Origin of the sequence: Pseudomonas costantinii, assembly GCF_001870435.1 — a bacterium.
Classification (GTDB): Bacteria; Pseudomonadota; Gammaproteobacteria; order Pseudomonadales; family Pseudomonadaceae; genus Aquipseudomonas; species Aquipseudomonas costantinii.
This window is the reverse complement of the sequence record NZ_MDDR01000066.1, coordinates 1-15,584: the sequence shown is the minus strand read 5'-3', so window position 1 is coordinate 15,584 and position 15,584 is coordinate 1. Positions and strand designations below refer to the sequence as shown.

The window sequence follows — 15,584 nt, the reverse complement described above, 5'->3', positions numbered from 1 at the left end:
CCGGGGCTCGACAGCGGCTACGGTTGGAGTGCCAGTTTGATCAAAGCGTGGAGCTCTTCAACTGTCAGCGGCGCGCTTGAAAACAGAATCCGAAACACCGTCGGCGCAGCCAGCAGGTTGATCAGGCGGTCGACGCTGGGCGGTGGCGGCGTGTTATTCGGGTAGCGGTCGACAATGGTCTGCAACTGCCCGCTCAAGATGCTCACGCAATAGCCTGGGGTTACCCGAAATTGCACGTCACGCATCATATTGCGGCCAGGCTCTGAGCTCATTTCATCCAGGTATTGCTCGGCCCAGGCTTGCAGGTCGCCACGCAGGCTGCCGGTGTTGGCCGGCTCGCTGTCCGGGCGCATGCGGGCCAGGGCCACGTCCGCGAGCAGCACCGAGAGGTCACCCCAACGGCGGTAAATCGTCGAGGGCGTGACACCCGCGCGCGCAGCAATCATCGGCACGGTGACGCTGGACCGCTCATGGGTTTCCAGCAGTTCGCGCACCGCGCCATGGACGGATTCTTGTACCCGGGCACTACGGCCCCCCGGGCGGAGGCCTTCTTTTATCGCCATGTTTGCGACCTTAACACAAAGAATTTGCTTTAAGCGCTCGTCAGTAGCACACTCCGCAAAAGCAAAATATTAGCTTTAGCGGAGTATGCCCATGTCTCGCGTCATTTCTCAACGGTCCAGCCTGACGTTCCTGGTGATCACGCTGCTGACCTTCCTCGCAGCCTCCAGTGCACCGACGCCGCTGTATCAGGTGTATCAGGACAATCTGCATTTTTCCGCGGCGATTCTGACGGTGATCTTCGGCGTTTATGCCGTGAGCCTGCTGGCGGCGCTGCTGACTGTGGGTTCGCTGTCAGATTACCTGGGGCGCAAGCCGGTCATTTTCGTCGCGTTGCTCCTGAACATTGTGGCGATGCTGCTATTTATCCGCGCTGACAGTACCGCCCACCTGATTGCCGCCCGTGCGCTGCAAGGCTTCGCGACAGGCATGGCAACGGCGGTGCTGAGTGCGACGCTGCTCGATACCGACCGCTTGCGTGGTCCGATGCTCAATAGCCTGGCGCCGCTGTTGGGTATGGCCAGTGGCGGCCTGGGCAGCGGCTTGTTGGTGGAGTTCGCACCACGGCCCACCCAATTGATCTACTTCACGCTGCTGGGGTTGATGGTGTTGCAGGCTGCGTATGTCTGGCGCCTGCCTGAAACCGTCAGCCGCATACCGGGTGCCTTGAAATCGCTGGCGCCGACCCTGCATGTGCCCGAACAAGCGCGTCGCGCTTTGTGGTTGGCCATGCCGTTGAATGTGGCGGTGTGGGCATTGGGCGGATTTTTTTCATCCCTGGCACCCTCGCTGGTGCGGGCTGCGACCGGCTCGACATCCCATCTGATCGGCGGCGGCCTTGTCGCGGTGGTGACCTTGAGTGGCGCGGTGATGATCTACAGCTTTCGGGAGCGTGCGGCAGACAAGGTCATGCGCCTGTCGGCTGCGTTGTTGGCCGCGGGTGTGGCATTGCTATTGGTCGCCGTGCAGAGTGCCAGCCTGTGGCTGTTTTTTGTTGCCAGCGTGATAGCAGGCTTGGGGTTCGGGGGCGGGTTCATGGGCAGTGTCCGCAGTATCGTCGGGTTGGCGTTACCCCATGAGCGAGCCGGGTTGATGTCTGCGTTCTATGCGTTGAGCTACTTGGCATTCTGTCTACCGGCGCTGCTGGCGGGTAACCTGAGCCGCGTGTTCGGCCTGATCGTTACCACCGATGGTTACGGGGCGGTGCTGATCGTGCTGGCCCTCAGTGCTCTGGTTGGTTTGCTGTTGCAGGACTCGGCCCGGGCCAGGGCGACGACGGGCGGCTGATGAGTAATACTCGGAGCCCCGAATTCGCCTGATCGAGATTCAAGCATGAAGATCATTCGCAGCAAGGACTTCACCGGCAGCCGTGCCTGGGAGGCGCTGGATATTGCCAATATGAACGGCATCACCACCCGTTTGCATTGGACTGATCAGCCGTATCGCTGGCACATCAACGACGGCGAAGAAGTGTTCGTGGTGCTGGATGGCCAGGTGCAGATGCACTATCGCGATAACGGCATCGAACAGGTGGCGGAAATGGAGGTGGGGGATATCTTCTACGCCAGCGTCGGCACCGAGCATGTGGCCCATCCACAAGGGCCGGCGCGCATTCTGGTGATCGAAAGCGAAGGTAGCGTTTGACGCTATATTGGCAAAGTAGATAACAGATAGAGATATTACCCGTTATATAGATATTCGATCAGGTTCTACCATGGTCTCAACCTCATGCGAGGAAGAGGATTGCCATCATGACCTGCTCGAATACCACCCGTTACAAACCCTTCAGTCACCTGACCCGTCCCCGGGAAGTGATTCGCCAGTTCACCCCGAACTGGTTTGCTGCGACCATGGGCACCGGCGTCCTGGCGCTGGCCTTGGCGCAACTGCCGGTCACTCTGCCAGGCTTGTACGCCATTGCCGAAGGGCTGTGGATGTTCACCATCGGCCTGTTTGTGCTGTTCAGCGTGTTGTACGCGGCTCGCTGGGTGATGTTTTTCCACGAGGCACGGCGGATCTTCGGGCACTCCACGGTTTCGATGTTTTTCGGCACCATCCCCATGGGCTTGGCGACCATTCTCAATGGCTTGCTGCTGTTCGGCCTGCCGCGTTGGGGCAGCGATGTGGTGCCGCTGGCCGAAGCGCTCTGGTGGCTGGACGTGGCGATGGCCCTGGCCTGCGGCGTGCTGATCCCGTTCATGATGTTCACTCGGCAAGAACACAGCATCGACCAGATGACCGCCGTGTGGCTGTTGCCGGTGGTCGCGGCCGAAGTCGCCGCCGCCAGCGGTGGCCTGTTGGCGCCACACTTGGCAGATGCCCATTCGCAACTGGTGATGCTGGTGACCAGCTACGTGTTGTGGGCGTTTTCCCTACCGGTGGCGTTCAGCATCCTGACCATCCTGATGCTGCGCATGGCCCTGCATAAACTGCCCCACGCCAATATGGCCGCGTCGAGCTGGCTGGCGCTTGGCCCGATCGGCACCGGTGCCCTCGGCATGTTGCTGCTGGGGGGCGATGCGCCCGCCATCTTCGCCGCTAACGGCCTGCCTGGCGTGGGTGAAATGGCCAACGGTCTTGGCCTGGTGGCGGGCATCACCCTGTGGGGCTTCGGCTTGTGGTGGATGCTGATCGCCGTGCTGATCACCCTGCGTTACCTGCGCGCCGGCATCCCGTTCAACCTCGGCTGGTGGGGCTTTACTTTCCCATTGGGTGTGTACGCATTGGCCACGCTGAAGCTGGCGAGCCTGTTGCACCTGGGTTTCTTCAGTGTATTTGGCAGTGTGCTGGTGTTGGCGTTGGCGCTAATGTGGTTGATCGTCGCCAAGCGCACCGTGCAGGGTGCCTATAAAGGTGAGCTTTTTGTTTCACCTTGCATTGCGGGGTTAGCGAATAAGTAAGCGGGATTAGGTAAAGTCGTGGCCTGACAATTTATAAGCCTTCAGGCCACGCAGGAACACGGACGATGAGCCACCCCTCGCAATTCACTTTGCTGCGCACACGGCGTTTCCTGCCGTTTTTCGTCACCCAGTTGCTGGGCGCCTTCAACGACAACATCTTCAAGCAGTCGTTGATCCTGGCGATTCTCTACAAACTCACCATCGACGGTGACCGCTCAATCTGGGTCAACCTGTGTGCGCTGCTGTTTATCCTGCCGTTCTTCCTGTTCTCGGCGCTGGCCGGGCAGTTTGGCGAGAAATTCAACAAGGACGCGTTGATCCGCGCGATCAAGATCGGTGAGATCGTGATCATGACCGTGGGTGCCACGGGCTTCCTGTTCAATCATCTGGAACTGATGCTGCTGGCGCTGTTTGCCATGGGCACGCACTCGGCGCTGTTCGGGCCGGTGAAGTACTCGATCATGCCCCAGGCCCTGCATGAAGATGAGCTGGTGGGCGGTAACGGCCTGGTGGAAATGGGCACGTTCCTGGCGATATTGGCCGGTACCATTGGCGCCGGGATCATCATGTCGTCCACCCATTACGCACCGCTGGTGTCGGTAGCGATTGTCGGGGTGGCGGTGTTGGGTTACCTGGCCAGCCGCAGCATTCCACGGGCGGCGGCTTCCACCCCAGGGTTGCGCCTGAATTGGAATATCTTCAGCGAGTCCTGGGCCACGTTGCGCCTGGGCCTGGGGCAGACGCCGGCCGTTTCGCGCTCGATCGTGGGCAACTCGTGGTTCTGGTTTGTCGGCGCGATCTACCTGACGCAGATCCCGGCCTACGCCAAGGAATGGTTGTACGGCGATGAAACCGTGGTGACGCTGATCCTCACGGTGTTCTCGGTGGGTATCGCCCTGGGGTCGATGCTCTGCGAAAAACTCTCCGGGCGTAAGGTGGAAATCGGTCTGGTGCCGTTCGGCTCATTCGGGCTGACGGTGTTTGGCCTGTTGCTGTGGTGGCACTCAGGCGGCTTCCCGCAGAACGTGCAGGCCAACGACTGGCTCGCGGTGCTCAGCTACGGCCAGGCGTGGTGGGTGTTGTTCGACATCCTCGGTTTGGGCGTGTTCGGCGGCTTCTATATCGTGCCGCTGTACGCGCTGATCCAGTCGCGCACCGCCGAGAACGAGCGCGCGCGGGTGATCGCCGCCAACAACATCCTCAACGCGCTGTTCATGGTGGTGTCGGCGATTGTGTCGATCCTGCTGTTGAGCGTGGCCAAGCTGTCGATCCCCGAGTTGTTCCTGGTGGTGTCGCTGCTCAACATCGCGGTCAACACTTATATCTTCAAAATCGTCCCCGAGTTCACCATGCGTTTCATGATTTGGCTGCTTAGCCATTCCATGTACCGCGTGGAGCATCGCAACCTGGAAGCCATCCCGGATGAAGGCGCGGCGTTGCTGGTGTGTAACCACGTGTCGTTTGTCGATGCGCTGCTGATCGGCGGCGCGGTGCGTCGGCCAATTCGCTTTGTCATGTACTACAAAATCTACCGCTTGCCGGTACTCAACTTTATCTTCCGCACTGCCGGGGCGATTCCGATTGCCGGGCGTAACGAAGATATCCAGATCTACGAAAAGGCCTTCACGCGGATTGCGCATTACCTGAAGGAAGGGGAGTTGGTGTGCATCTTTCCGGAAGGCAAGCTAACCGCCGACGGCGAGATGAATGAGTTTCGTGGCGGGCTGACGCGCATTTTGGAGGAGACGCCGGTGCCGGTGATTCCGTTGGCGTTGCAGGGGTTGTGGGGGAGTTTCTTCAGCCGCGATCCGAACAAGGGGATCTTCCATCGGATCTGGTCGCGGGTGGTGTTGGTGGCGGGTGAGCCTGTTGGGCTAGAGGCGGCGACGCCTGGGCAGTTGCAGGAAGCGGTGGGTGTGTTGCGCGGGAGTGTCAGGTAGTTTTTTACAGGCTTTGAGGGCCTCATCGCAGGCAAGCCAGCTCCCACAGGTTGGAATGCATTCCAAGTGTGGGAGCTGGCTTGCCTGCGATAGCGGTAGTGGCCTAAGCGCTGACCTTAAGCCCGATGAGCCCGCAAATAATCAACGCCACACTCGCCAACCGAAACAGCGCCATGGACTCCCCAAACAGGATAATCCCGGCAATCACCGTGCCCACGGCACCCACACCCGTCCAAATGGCATAGGCGGTGCCCAGCGGCAACTCCTTCATGGCCAGCCCCAGCAGGCCGAGGCTGACGGCCATGGCGGCAATCGTCAGGGCAGTGGGTAGCGGCTTGCTGAAGCCGTCGGTGTATTTCAGGCCAACGGCCCAGCCAACTTCAAACAAACCGGCAAAAAACAGAATGATCCAGGACATGATGACCTTCCTTCTAGAAGTGGGGTCGTCCCCTGGATAAACGCTCGATAGCGTCGCGAGGTCGTCCCCGCGAAGCTCGGTAGAGTGCCGAACATTGATCGGGCGATCAAGTTTCTGGCGTGCTCTCCAACGCGCGGCGATCTTCCTTCTCGCTCATCCGGCGGAAGTAAGTCGAGAGCAACGCCCCGGAAATATTGTGCCAGACGCTGAACAGCGCGCTCGGCACCGCTGCCAATGGCGAAAAGTGCGCACTGGCCAGCGCGGCGCCCAGCCCTGAGTTCTGCATGCCCACTTCCAGGGCCAGCGATTTGCGTTGCGCCAATGGCAGCTTGAACAGCCGACCGGTGAAGTAGCCCAGCAGGTAGCCGAAGCTGTTATGCAACATCACCACCGCCATGATCAGCAAGCCTGACTCGGCAATCTTCGCCTGGCTTGCGGCAACCACGGCCGCGACGATGATCACGATGCTCACCACCGACACCAGCGGCAGTACGTCCACCGCATGTCGGACCCGCTCGCCGAGTACGCGTTGCGCTACCACGCCGAGCACGATCGGCAGCAACACCACCTGCAGGATCGACCAGAACAACTCCATGAACGAAACGGGCAGCCAAGCCGACGCCAGCAGCCAGATCAGCGCTGGCGTAAGCAGCGGGGCGAGGAGGGTGGTGACGGCCGCAATGGCCACCGATAGCGCCAGGTCGCCCCGCGCGAGCCAAGTCATCACGTTGGACGAAGTGCCGCTTGGGCAGCAACCGACCAGGATCACGCCGACGGCGATCTCCGGCGGCAGGTTGAAAACTCGGCACAACAACCAGGCAACGCCCGGCATGATTACAAAGTGCGCGACCACGCCCAGCGCCACGCGCCATGGATGACGGGCGACCTCGGCGAAGTCTTCAAGTTTGAGGGTCAGCCCCATGCCGAACATCACCAAGCCCAGCAGAGGGACGATGGCACCTTTGAGGCCGATGAACCAGCCGGGCTCAAGGAAGGCGAGTACGGCAAAAATCAACACCCAATAGGCGAAGGTATTGCCGACGAAGCGGCTCAAGGCGGCGAGTGCGCGCATGGGGGCGTCCTTGTTATTAGAGTGCGGGAAGTGGCAACCCGATCAAATCTGTAGGAGCTGGCTTGCCGGCGATGCAGACACCTTGGTGTATCAGTGACACCCGGGTGATGCTATCGCAGGTAAGCCAGCTCCTACATTGACCGTGTCCACATGGGAGCGGTGGTGTTAGATACCTTGTGGGGTCTCTTCGCCGCCCAGTGCCTCAACCAACGCCGGCAGGAACTCACCGAAGGTCAGCATCATCAGGGTAAAGCTGGCGTCCAATTGGCCCAGGGCCTCATCACCACCGTCCTGTTCCGCCTGGTCTTGCAGCAGGTCTTCGAACTTCAGGCGTTTGACGGTCATCTTGTCGTCGAGCATGAAGGACAGTTTGTCCTGCCAGGCCAGGGACAGTTGGGTCACGACTTTGCCGGTGGTCAGGTGCAGTTGGATTTCTTCGCTGGTCAGGTCCTGACGCTTGCAGCGCACGATGCCGCCGTCTTCGTGGGTGTCGCGCAGCTCGCATTCGTCGAGGACGAAGAAGTCATCGGCCGGTTTCTGGGTGGTGACCCAGTCGGTCATGATTGCGGTAGGCGCGGTTTTGACGGTGAGTGGGCGAACCGGCAGAGTGCCGATCACTTCACGCAGCGTGGACAGCAGGTCTTCGGCGCGTTTCGGGCTTGCCGAGTTGACCAGGATCAGACCCTGTTTCGGCGCGATGGCGGCGAAGGTCGACGAGCGACGAATAAACGCGCGCGGCAGGAAGGCCTGGATGATTTCATCCTTGATCTGGTCGCGTTCCTTTTTATAGACCTTGCGCATTTGCTCGGCCTCGATCTCTTCGACTTTCTCTTTGAGTGCGTCACGTACCACGCTACCCGGCAGGATGCGTTCTTCCTTGCGGGCGGCGATCAGCAGGAAGTCACCGCTGACGTGAACCAGGGGAGCGTCTTCACCTTTACCGAAAGGCGCGACGAAACCGTAAGTGGTCAACTCCTGGCTTGCACAAGGGCGCGCCAGTTTGGTGGCCATTGCAGTTTCCAACGCCTCGGCATCAACAGGCAGATCTTGGGTCAGGCGATAGATAAGCAGGTTCTTGAACCACATGGGGCGAGTCTCTCCTTTATACAAAGGGGGGCATTATTCTCTTGATATCGCCTCAGGCCAACCCTGCCTAAGCCATTGGAAGGCCTCAAAAAAAAGATTTAAGAAAGTGCTTGCCAGACCCAAGGTCGCTCCGTAGAATGCGCGCCACACCGAAACGAAGGGTGATTAGCTCAGCTGGGAGAGCGTCTGCCTTACAAGCAGAATGTCGGCGGTTCGATCCCGTCATCACCCACCATTCGTTTTAAGTGTTACGCGCAGCGGTAGTTCAGTCGGTTAGAATACCGGCCTGTCACGCCGGGGGTCGCGGGTTCGAGTCCCGTCCGCTGCGCCATATTCGGTAACCTGGAACACTGAACGCCAGGTCACCACAGAAAGCCCGCTTAATCGCGGGCTTTTTTCTGTCCGGAATATGGCAAAAAATCGTGCGATAAACTTTTTTTAAATAAAGTGCATTTAAATCAAGACATTACGATTTTTTGGTGTATGATGCGCCCACACCGAAACGAAGGGTGATTAGCTCAGCTGGGAGAGCGTCTGCCTTACAAGCAGAATGTCGGCGGTTCGATCCCGTCATCACCCACCATTCGTTTTAAGTGTTACGCGCAGCGGTAGTTCAGTCGGTTAGAATACCGGCCTGTCACGCCGGGGGTCGCGGGTTCGAGTCCCGTCCGCTGCGCCATATTCGGCAACCTGGAACACTGAACGCCAGGTCACCACAAGAAGCCCGCTCATTGAGCGGGCTTTTTGCTGTCTGGGATATGGCGAAAGGCATCCGGGCCTTTCGCCATGATGTCGATCCCTAGTAACGGTATTCCACACCCACATAGGCGCCGATGCCGTCACCCGGATACAGCGAGGCGGTGTCCTGGCCTGCCGCGTTGTAAATCGGTTGGACGGCGGTCACGTACTTCTTGTTCGTCAGGTTTTTCAGATCCAGCGAAACCTTCCAGTCTTTCTTGGGTGTTTCGTAGCCTACGTTGGCACCGAAGAGAGTGTAGGAGGGCGCATAGAAGGTGTTGGCGTAGTCGACAGCGGTGCGCGATGCGGATTGCACGTTCACGCCTGTATAGAAGCCCTGCGGGTGCTGGTACTGAACCTCGCCTTGGTAAATGTGCTTCGGGATGCCCGGCAGTTGGTTGTTGCCGAAGGTCGGGTCGTGACGGTAGTAAAAGTCGTTGTAGGTGTAGACCTGACGCCAGGTGATCTTCTCGCCGGACGTGTTTTCCCACAGGCGGGTATTCAAGCCAACCTCGATGCCCTGGTGAATGGTCGGCGTCGCGTTGAACGCGCCGGTCACCGCAGCGGCGGTGGACGTCGGCGCAATGATCTGCACGTTGAGCAACTCATCGCGTACCCACGAACGGTAGATCGCCAGGTTGCCATCGAAGATGCCCGATGAACCCTTGATTCCGACTTCCAGGGTGTTGGCTTTCTGCTCCACCAGTGGCCTTACGTAGGGTGTGGTGGGGCCGGAGCCGGAATATTCCCAGGACGCTGGCGGGTCGATGGAGCGGCTGAAGTTGGCGAACACCTGCAACTGCGGGGTGAACTCGTAGCGCACGCCAACTCGGGGTGAAAGGCTCCAGTTGTTGTAGGTCACGTCACTTGGGTAGTTGGTAGTGTTGGCGACCAAGGTGTCTTTGACGTCGGCGCGACGGCGCACATTGATTGCTGAAACGCCACTGGTCAGCCACAGGCCGTCGACCAGTTCCAGGTCATTGCCCACAGAGAACACGTGATCGAACGATGAGCTGTAGTCGACGAACTTGCGGGTCTGCTTGTTGGCGAACGTGGAGTCGACCTGGCCCTTGAGGTGTTCGGTCGAAGTGAAGGCCACGCTGGAACGGCTTTCGTGACCGAACAAGGTATCGCGGCGGTCGTAGTTGATCACCGCGCTCAGGTCATGCCAGTCCCAATAGCTCGGGTTGCTGGGGCTGTTCGGATTGTTGTTGTGGGCGTACTGGTAGTAGACGAAACCCACCGAGAGGGTGGCGTCGTCGTCGAAGGTATAGGTGGTCTTGCTACCGGCCCAAATACTGCCGGGGCGCCGGCTGCCTGCGCCACTGCTTTCGGCGGTCGCACTGGCACGGTCGGAATGGCGCTTGACCGCATCCAGGGTGGTAGGGCTTGGATCGTTGTGGAACTCGTCGCGGTAACGCAGCATCACCCGGGTTTCGAGTTGCGGGCTGAAGCGGTAGCCGAAGTTGGCTACCACCCCCTGGCTTTTTGACAGGCTGTAGTCGCGGTAACCATCACTGCGGTAGTTGTCGGCATTGAGGTAGTAATCGAAATTACCCTCCACGCCACCGACACTCAGGCTCTGCTTGTTGTAGCCGTAGCTGCCGGTTTCCGCCCGCACTCGCAGGCCCGGTGCGCTGTAGCCGGTCTGGTTAACGAAGTTGATGGCGCCGCCAAGGCTCAACGCGCCGTACTGGAAGGCGTTCGCGCCGCGCAGGATCTCGGTGTAGTTCACCCCGGAACCATTCAGGAATTCATAGGGCGTTCCGCCTGGGCCGGTGATCGGCAGGCCGTCGAACAGGAACTTGATACCTTCGCGAAAGTACCCCGGCGAGGTGTTGGCGCCCGATCCGCGGATCGAGATCTTGGCCGCGTCATTGCCGCCGGTGGATTGCACAAAAACGCCCGGCTGATAGGCGAGTGTGTCCTGCAAGGTGGCCGTTCGCCCCTTGGCCACCTGTTCGCTGTCGACCACGCTGGTACCACCTGGCACCTCGGAAAGTTGGCTCTTCGCCGCCTCAACGGGCGTGATTTTTTGTGCTTCGACCGTAACCGTCTTGAGCCGTGGGGCGGTCGACGGTGTTGCTTCGTCATCTGCTTGTGCGCCGGCGGAAAATACCAGGACTGAGCCCAGTCCTAACAGTGCCAGCCACGTTGCTTGCCGCACGGCAAGTGTCAACTTTTGTAGTGCTCCCCGAAAGACTTGATCCATTAAGTGTGTTCCTTGTGAATAGATAAAATAGCCCCAGCTTTCTATTCGAATAGTCATGCCTGTTTCGTATTCAGCAGTTTCTATGCCAATGCTTTTTATCCAGAAATACGGCTCATTAGAGGGGCACAAGTGTTCTGCGTGATACTTTGTTTTGCGCCGGTGTTTAATTATCGACAGTCAACTTTGTGGTCGTATTTACTGCCGCTGTTGCGAATGCAACAGTGAATGAACAGTGTGCAGGGCTATCCACAATTCAACGCGTTATAACGGCTATAACCTTATAAGTATTTGGAGGGGTGGTGGCGCTGTAATGCCCATTCTATATGGGTTTTTCCGCCTGTTTTCTCGACAGTGGGGCGTTTCTAAAAGACTGGCATGCTCACTGCATTACTCCCAATAGTTGCAAGTTTTCAGTGCCCATCCAGTGGCTGCTTGCACACTAGGGTATTGGGCGTGAGTGCCTTTGAATAAGGAAAAACCATGAGTGCTTCGATTCCCGTTGATGTGAGTGATGCAGACTTGCACCAGCGTTTTGCCGACGTATTTGTACGGATAGCCGACACCGCTGTCGCTCGCGAACAGCAACGCGAGTTGGCGCATGACGCGGTTCGATGGCTACGCGAGGCTGGCTTTGGTGCGTTGCGCGTGCCACGCGTCCAGGGTGGCCTGGGTGCGAGCCTGCCGCAGTTGTTCCGCCTGTTGATTGAACTGGGCGAGGCCGATTCGAACTTGCCGCAGATTGTTCGCGCGCATTTCGGTTTCGTCGAAGGCCGGCTTTCCAGCCGCGACAGCAATTCTCAGGATTACTGGTTTGCCAAAGTCGTCGACGGTGAGCTGTGGGGCGCAGCGATGGCCGAGCGCACTGACACCACGCGCAACTCGGTGACCCTCAGCACGGTTGAGTCCGGTTGGCAGTTGGATGGTGAGAAGTACTATTGCACCGGCACGCTGTACGCCAACTGGATCGCGGCAGTCGCGCTGGATGGCGAGGACTTTGTCAGCGTCTCGGTGCGTACCGATGCGCCGGGTGTGACCGTTGAGGACGACTGGGACGGCTTCGGTCAGCGCCTCACCGGCAGCGGCACCACGCGTTTCAACGCGGTGGACGTGCCGGCGCAGCATATTGTGCGGCGCTTCAAGAAAGACGAACCGCGCACCGAGTCCTACCTGAGCGCGTTCTACCAGCTGTTCCACTTGGCGACCCTGGCCGGCATTGCCAATGCGGTGCTGCGCGACGCTACCGTGTTCGTAAAAGGTCGCACCCGCGCGTTTGGTGTGCCGGGGCAATCGAGTCCCAAGGATGATCCTTTGGTGCAGCGGGTGATCGGTCGCCTGTCGAGCCTGGCCTATGCCGCCCGCACCCAAGTGCTGGCTGTCGCCCAGGTGTTGCAGGAGGTGCATGAGGCGGAGCAGGGCGGCGAGGTCAAGGAGGCGCATTACACCGAGGCCGAGATTCGTGCCTATCAGGCCCAACAGATTGTGCTGGAGCAAGTGCTCGAAGCCACCACGCTGTTGTTCGAAGTCGGCGGCGCGTCCGCCACCAGCGAGTCGCGTCGTTTTGACCGCCATTGGCGCAACGCCCGCACCCTGGCCTCCCACAACCCGGCGATTTATCGCGAGCGGGCCCTGGGCAATTACTACCTCAACGACGTCACCCCGAATGCTGCGTGGCGCAGCCTGCAAGCCGCCGATACCGAGCAGCAGGCCGCCCGCGACGAAGCGAGCGCGGTATGAGTCTTCAACCTGTGAATCAAAAAGGATCACCCATGCGTTATCGCCAACTGGGCAACAGCGACATCGAGGTCAGCGTCCTGGGTCTGGGCACCATGACCTGGGGTCATCAAAATACTGAGAACGATGCCCATCAGCAGATCGACCTGGCCCTGGCCGAAGGCATCAACTTCATCGACACCGCCGAGATGTACCCGACGCCGACCAAGGCCGAAACCTGGCGCACCACCGAACGCTATATCGGCAGTTGGCTGGCGGCCAATGGGCGACGTGACGAGGTGATCCTGGCGAGCAAAATCGCCGGTCCCTCCCGTGACCCCGCAGGCCAGCAGCACATCCGCGACGGCCTCAGTCGTCATGATCGGCGCAACATCGTCGAGGCATTGGATGGCAGCCTGAAGCGTCTGAATACCGACTATCTCGACCTCTATCAACTGCACTGGCCTGACCGAACAACCAACATCTTCGGTCAACGTGAATACCCGTATCAGGACGACGCGCAAAGTGTGTCCATCGAAGAAACCCTGGCGGTACTGGCCGATCAGGTCAAGGCCGGCAAGGTGCGCCATATCGGCGTGTCCAACGAAACTCCGTGGGGCGTGGCCGAGTTTCTCAAACAGAGCGAGCGCCTCGGCCTGCCGCGTATCGCCAGCGTACAAAACCCCTACAGCCTGCTTAATCGCCTGTACGAAGGCGGCCTCTCGGAGTTCACTCATCGCGAAGGCGTCGGCCTGCTGGCGTACTCGCCGTTGGCGTTCGGTGCGCTCACCGGCAAGTACCTCGGTGGCGCGCGTCCAGAGGGTTCACGCCTCTCGTCGGTGTATCGCACCTTCAACCGCTATGACAGCGCTTCGGCACAGGAAGCGATTACCGGCTACGTGGAGATTGCCCGGCAACATGGCCTGACACCGGCCCAGTTGGCGCTGGCGTTCATTATCGACAAACCTTTTGTGACCAGCGCGCTCACCGGGCAAACCAGCCTGGCGCAGCTGCGCGACAACCTCAGCGCGCTGGACGTGCGCCTCAGCGACGAGATCCTTGCGCAGGTCCAGGCTATTCATCAGCGCATTCCCAACCCTGCGCCTTAGCACAAGGACCCCGTTCGACTTGAGCGCAGCAATCTGAGGTTTTCGAAAAAGTACTGATAGAGGAGTGTTCCTGGTGCCCAAGCAGTTGCACGTGAATTTGTTTGAGATGAACTGCGTCAGTCATATCGTCCATGGCTTGTGGGTGCATCCGGACAACAACCGGCACCGCTTCAACGACCTGGATTATTGGACCGAACTGGCGCAGTTGTTGGAATACGGCACCTTTGACGGCGTGTTCCTCGCCGATGTGATTGGCACCTACGATCGCTTTCGCGACGGCCCCGAAACCGCGCTACGTGAAGGCATGCAGATTCCCAGCAACGACCCGCTGCTGGTGATTCCGGCAATGGCCGGGGTGACCAAAAACCTCGGCTTCGGCGCGACCTTTTCCACCACCTACGAACCGCCGTTTGCTTTCGCGCGGCGCATGAGCACTCTCGACCACCTGACCAAGGGCCGGGTGGGCTGGAACATCGTCACCTCGTACCTGCCGAACGCTGCGCGCAACTTCGGCCACGACACCGAGGTGGTCCACGACCATCGCTACGAGATCGCCGATGAATACCTCGACGTGCTCTACAAGCTGTGGGAGGGCTCGTGGGACGACGACGCAGTGATCGTCGACCGTGAGCGCCGGATCTACACCGATCCGGACAAGGTGCGTTATATCAACCACGTCGGCGAACACTTCAAGGTCGCCGGCCCGCACCTGTGCCAGCCTTCGCGGCAACGCACGCCGGTGTTGTTCCAGGCCACCGGCTCACCGGCGGGTATTGAGTTTGCCGGGCGTCACGCCGAAGTGGTGTTCACCGGCGGCAACGATACGCCGACGGTGCGCGCGAATATCCAGGCCATGCGGCAAAAGGTGGTAGAGCATGATCGTGACCCGGCGGGCCTGAAGTTTATTGTCATGGCCGGGGTGGTGGTCGGGCGTACTGACGAGGAAGTCAGCGCCAAACTCGACAGCTACCGCAAGCTTGCCAGCGTGGAGGCGTCGCTGGCCCATGTGCAATCGGCGGTCGACCTGACGGCGTACCCCCGCGACACCTTGATCAGCGACTTGATCAGCCGGCAGGTCAAGGGGTGGGAGAGTTTGAGTCGGCACAATCCGGACTCCACCGTGGGGGCAGCATTGGCCCAGCTCGGTGGCTTTAACCGTGAGCGCTTTTTTGTGGCTGGCACGCCGACGGTGGTGGCGGACGCCATCGAGAAATGGCTGGATGAAGATGGCATTGACGGGATCAATCTGCGTCAGTATCTGTCCTTTGAAACTGCTCGGGATTTCATCGAACTGGTGGTACCGGAATTGCGTCGGCGTGGGCGTTTTCGTGAGCGCTACGACGACGGTGAAACTCTGCGTGAGCGTTTGTTTGGCGCTGGGCAGGCGCGTTTGCCGAATGATCATTTTGGTGCCCGTTATCGTGACCCTGCTGCCTTGCTTCAGGCCGCTTCGCCGTTGCGGTTTTCATTGTGAGTGGTGCGTTGCTGAAGCTTGAGTACATATCCGTTGCTGCGGTAACGGCCGCTTATGGTTCCGCTCTTACAGCGGGTCACTTTTGGCAAACGCCCCAAAAGTAACCAAAAGGTCTGTGCCCCACCACTCGGCACCTCGCCTAGGCTCGGTGTGCCCGCACTCCGGCTTGAATCCGTGGGCCGCCGCGATGGGCCATCCTTGGCCCAGCGCGGCTAACCCGGCGTCCTGCCGGGTTACCCACGGATTCCAGCCTGCGTGCGGCCAGCGTGGTTAATGGGGCGCCTGAGATCAAGATCACAAGCAGATCAAAAGCAGAGCACGGCGGCCTGAAAGCCGACCTGAGTGGTGTGGATCAAAAGCCAGA

Annotated in this window: 12 protein-coding genes and 4 tRNA genes; 11 read left to right on the top strand and 5 right to left on the bottom strand. The window is 59.6% G+C overall.

Annotated features, from left to right (window positions below):
• Nucleotides 1–17 precede the first annotated feature (17 nt).
• Nucleotides 18–563 (bottom strand): TetR/AcrR family transcriptional regulator, encoded by a 546-nt coding sequence (locus tag BFL40_RS31545; protein WP_071487619.1) that lies wholly within the window; start codon nucleotides 561–563, stop codon nucleotides 18–20.
• 91 nt (nucleotides 564–654) lie between these two features.
• On the opposite strand from BFL40_RS31545, the gene BFL40_RS31540 reads away from it, so the two are divergent.
• From BFL40_RS31540 to BFL40_RS31525, 4 genes are all read left to right on the top strand, one after another.
• Nucleotides 655–1,848, top strand: a complete 1,194-nt coding sequence (locus BFL40_RS31540) for an MFS transporter (RefSeq protein WP_071487618.1) — start codon at nucleotides 655–657, stop codon at nucleotides 1,846–1,848.
• 45 nt (nucleotides 1,849–1,893) lie between these two features.
• Entirely contained in the window at nucleotides 1,894–2,205 is a 312-nt protein-coding gene (locus BFL40_RS31535; RefSeq protein ID WP_071487617.1) for a cupin domain-containing protein, read from the top strand.
• A 107-nt stretch (nucleotides 2,206–2,312) separates the two neighbouring features.
• Complete coding sequence (locus BFL40_RS31530) at nucleotides 2,313–3,461, top strand: TDT family transporter (protein ID WP_071487616.1); 1,149 nt, start codon at nucleotides 2,313–2,315, stop codon at nucleotides 3,459–3,461.
• 65 nt (nucleotides 3,462–3,526) lie between these two features.
• Nucleotides 3,527–5,401 carry an MFS transporter gene (locus tag BFL40_RS31525; protein WP_071487615.1) on the top strand — a complete coding sequence of 625 codons (1,875 nt, stop codon included), beginning with the start codon at nucleotides 3,527–3,529 and terminating at the stop codon, nucleotides 5,399–5,401.
• 103 nt (nucleotides 5,402–5,504) lie between these two features.
• Here BFL40_RS31525 and sugE read toward each other — a convergent pair whose 3' ends face one another.
• The 3 genes from sugE to rdgC form a co-directional block, all read right to left on the bottom strand.
• Nucleotides 5,505–5,819, bottom strand: coding sequence for a quaternary ammonium compound efflux SMR transporter SugE (sugE, locus tag BFL40_RS31520; RefSeq protein ID WP_071487614.1), 315 nt, complete (start codon nucleotides 5,817–5,819; stop codon nucleotides 5,505–5,507).
• Nucleotides 5,820–5,925: 106 nt separating this feature from the next.
• Nucleotides 5,926–6,891, bottom strand: a complete 966-nt coding sequence (locus BFL40_RS31515; RefSeq protein WP_071487613.1) for a bile acid:sodium symporter family protein — start codon at nucleotides 6,889–6,891, stop codon at nucleotides 5,926–5,928.
• Between the two features lie 165 nt (nucleotides 6,892–7,056).
• Entirely contained in the window at nucleotides 7,057–7,977 is a 921-nt protein-coding gene (gene rdgC, locus BFL40_RS31510; RefSeq protein ID WP_071487612.1) for a recombination-associated protein RdgC, read from the bottom strand.
• A gap of 159 nt (nucleotides 7,978–8,136) precedes the next feature.
• Here rdgC and BFL40_RS31505 point away from each other — a divergent pair.
• The 4 genes from BFL40_RS31505 (at nucleotide 8,137) to BFL40_RS31490 (ending at nucleotide 8,656) form a co-directional block, all read left to right on the top strand.
• Nucleotides 8,137–8,212: transfer RNA gene (locus BFL40_RS31505), tRNA-Val, on the top strand.
• Between the two features lie 19 nt (nucleotides 8,213–8,231).
• Nucleotides 8,232–8,308: transfer RNA gene (locus tag BFL40_RS31500), tRNA-Asp, on the top strand.
• A gap of 176 nt (nucleotides 8,309–8,484) precedes the next feature.
• Nucleotides 8,485–8,560 (top strand) — tRNA-Val (locus BFL40_RS31495).
• A 19-nt stretch (nucleotides 8,561–8,579) separates the two neighbouring features.
• Nucleotides 8,580–8,656 (top strand) — tRNA-Asp (locus BFL40_RS31490).
• A gap of 120 nt (nucleotides 8,657–8,776) precedes the next feature.
• Here BFL40_RS31490 and BFL40_RS31485 read toward each other — a convergent pair.
• A complete protein-coding gene (locus tag BFL40_RS31485) occupies nucleotides 8,777–10,927 on the bottom strand; it encodes a TonB-dependent receptor family protein (RefSeq protein ID WP_071487611.1) in 2,151 nt (716 codons plus the stop codon).
• Between the two features lie 480 nt (nucleotides 10,928–11,407).
• Between BFL40_RS31485 and BFL40_RS31480 the strand changes: the two genes are divergently transcribed.
• The 3 genes from BFL40_RS31480 to BFL40_RS31470 all read left to right on the top strand — a co-directional run bounded on the left by BFL40_RS31480 (nucleotide 11,408) and on the right by BFL40_RS31470 (nucleotide 15,220).
• Nucleotides 11,408–12,661 (top strand): acyl-CoA dehydrogenase family protein, encoded by a 1,254-nt coding sequence (locus BFL40_RS31480; protein WP_071487610.1) that lies wholly within the window; start codon nucleotides 11,408–11,410, stop codon nucleotides 12,659–12,661.
• A 32-nt stretch (nucleotides 12,662–12,693) separates the two neighbouring features.
• The gene (locus BFL40_RS31475; RefSeq protein ID WP_071487609.1) at nucleotides 12,694–13,746 is read left to right on the top strand and encodes an NADP(H)-dependent aldo-keto reductase; all 1,053 of its coding nucleotides are present in this window, start codon (nucleotides 12,694–12,696) and stop codon (nucleotides 13,744–13,746) included.
• Nucleotides 13,747–13,819: 73 nt separating this feature from the next.
• Nucleotides 13,820–15,220 carry an LLM class flavin-dependent oxidoreductase gene (locus BFL40_RS31470; protein WP_139213534.1) on the top strand — a complete coding sequence of 467 codons (1,401 nt, stop codon included), beginning with the start codon at nucleotides 13,820–13,822 and terminating at the stop codon, nucleotides 15,218–15,220.
• Nucleotides 15,221–15,584 lie beyond the last annotated feature (364 nt).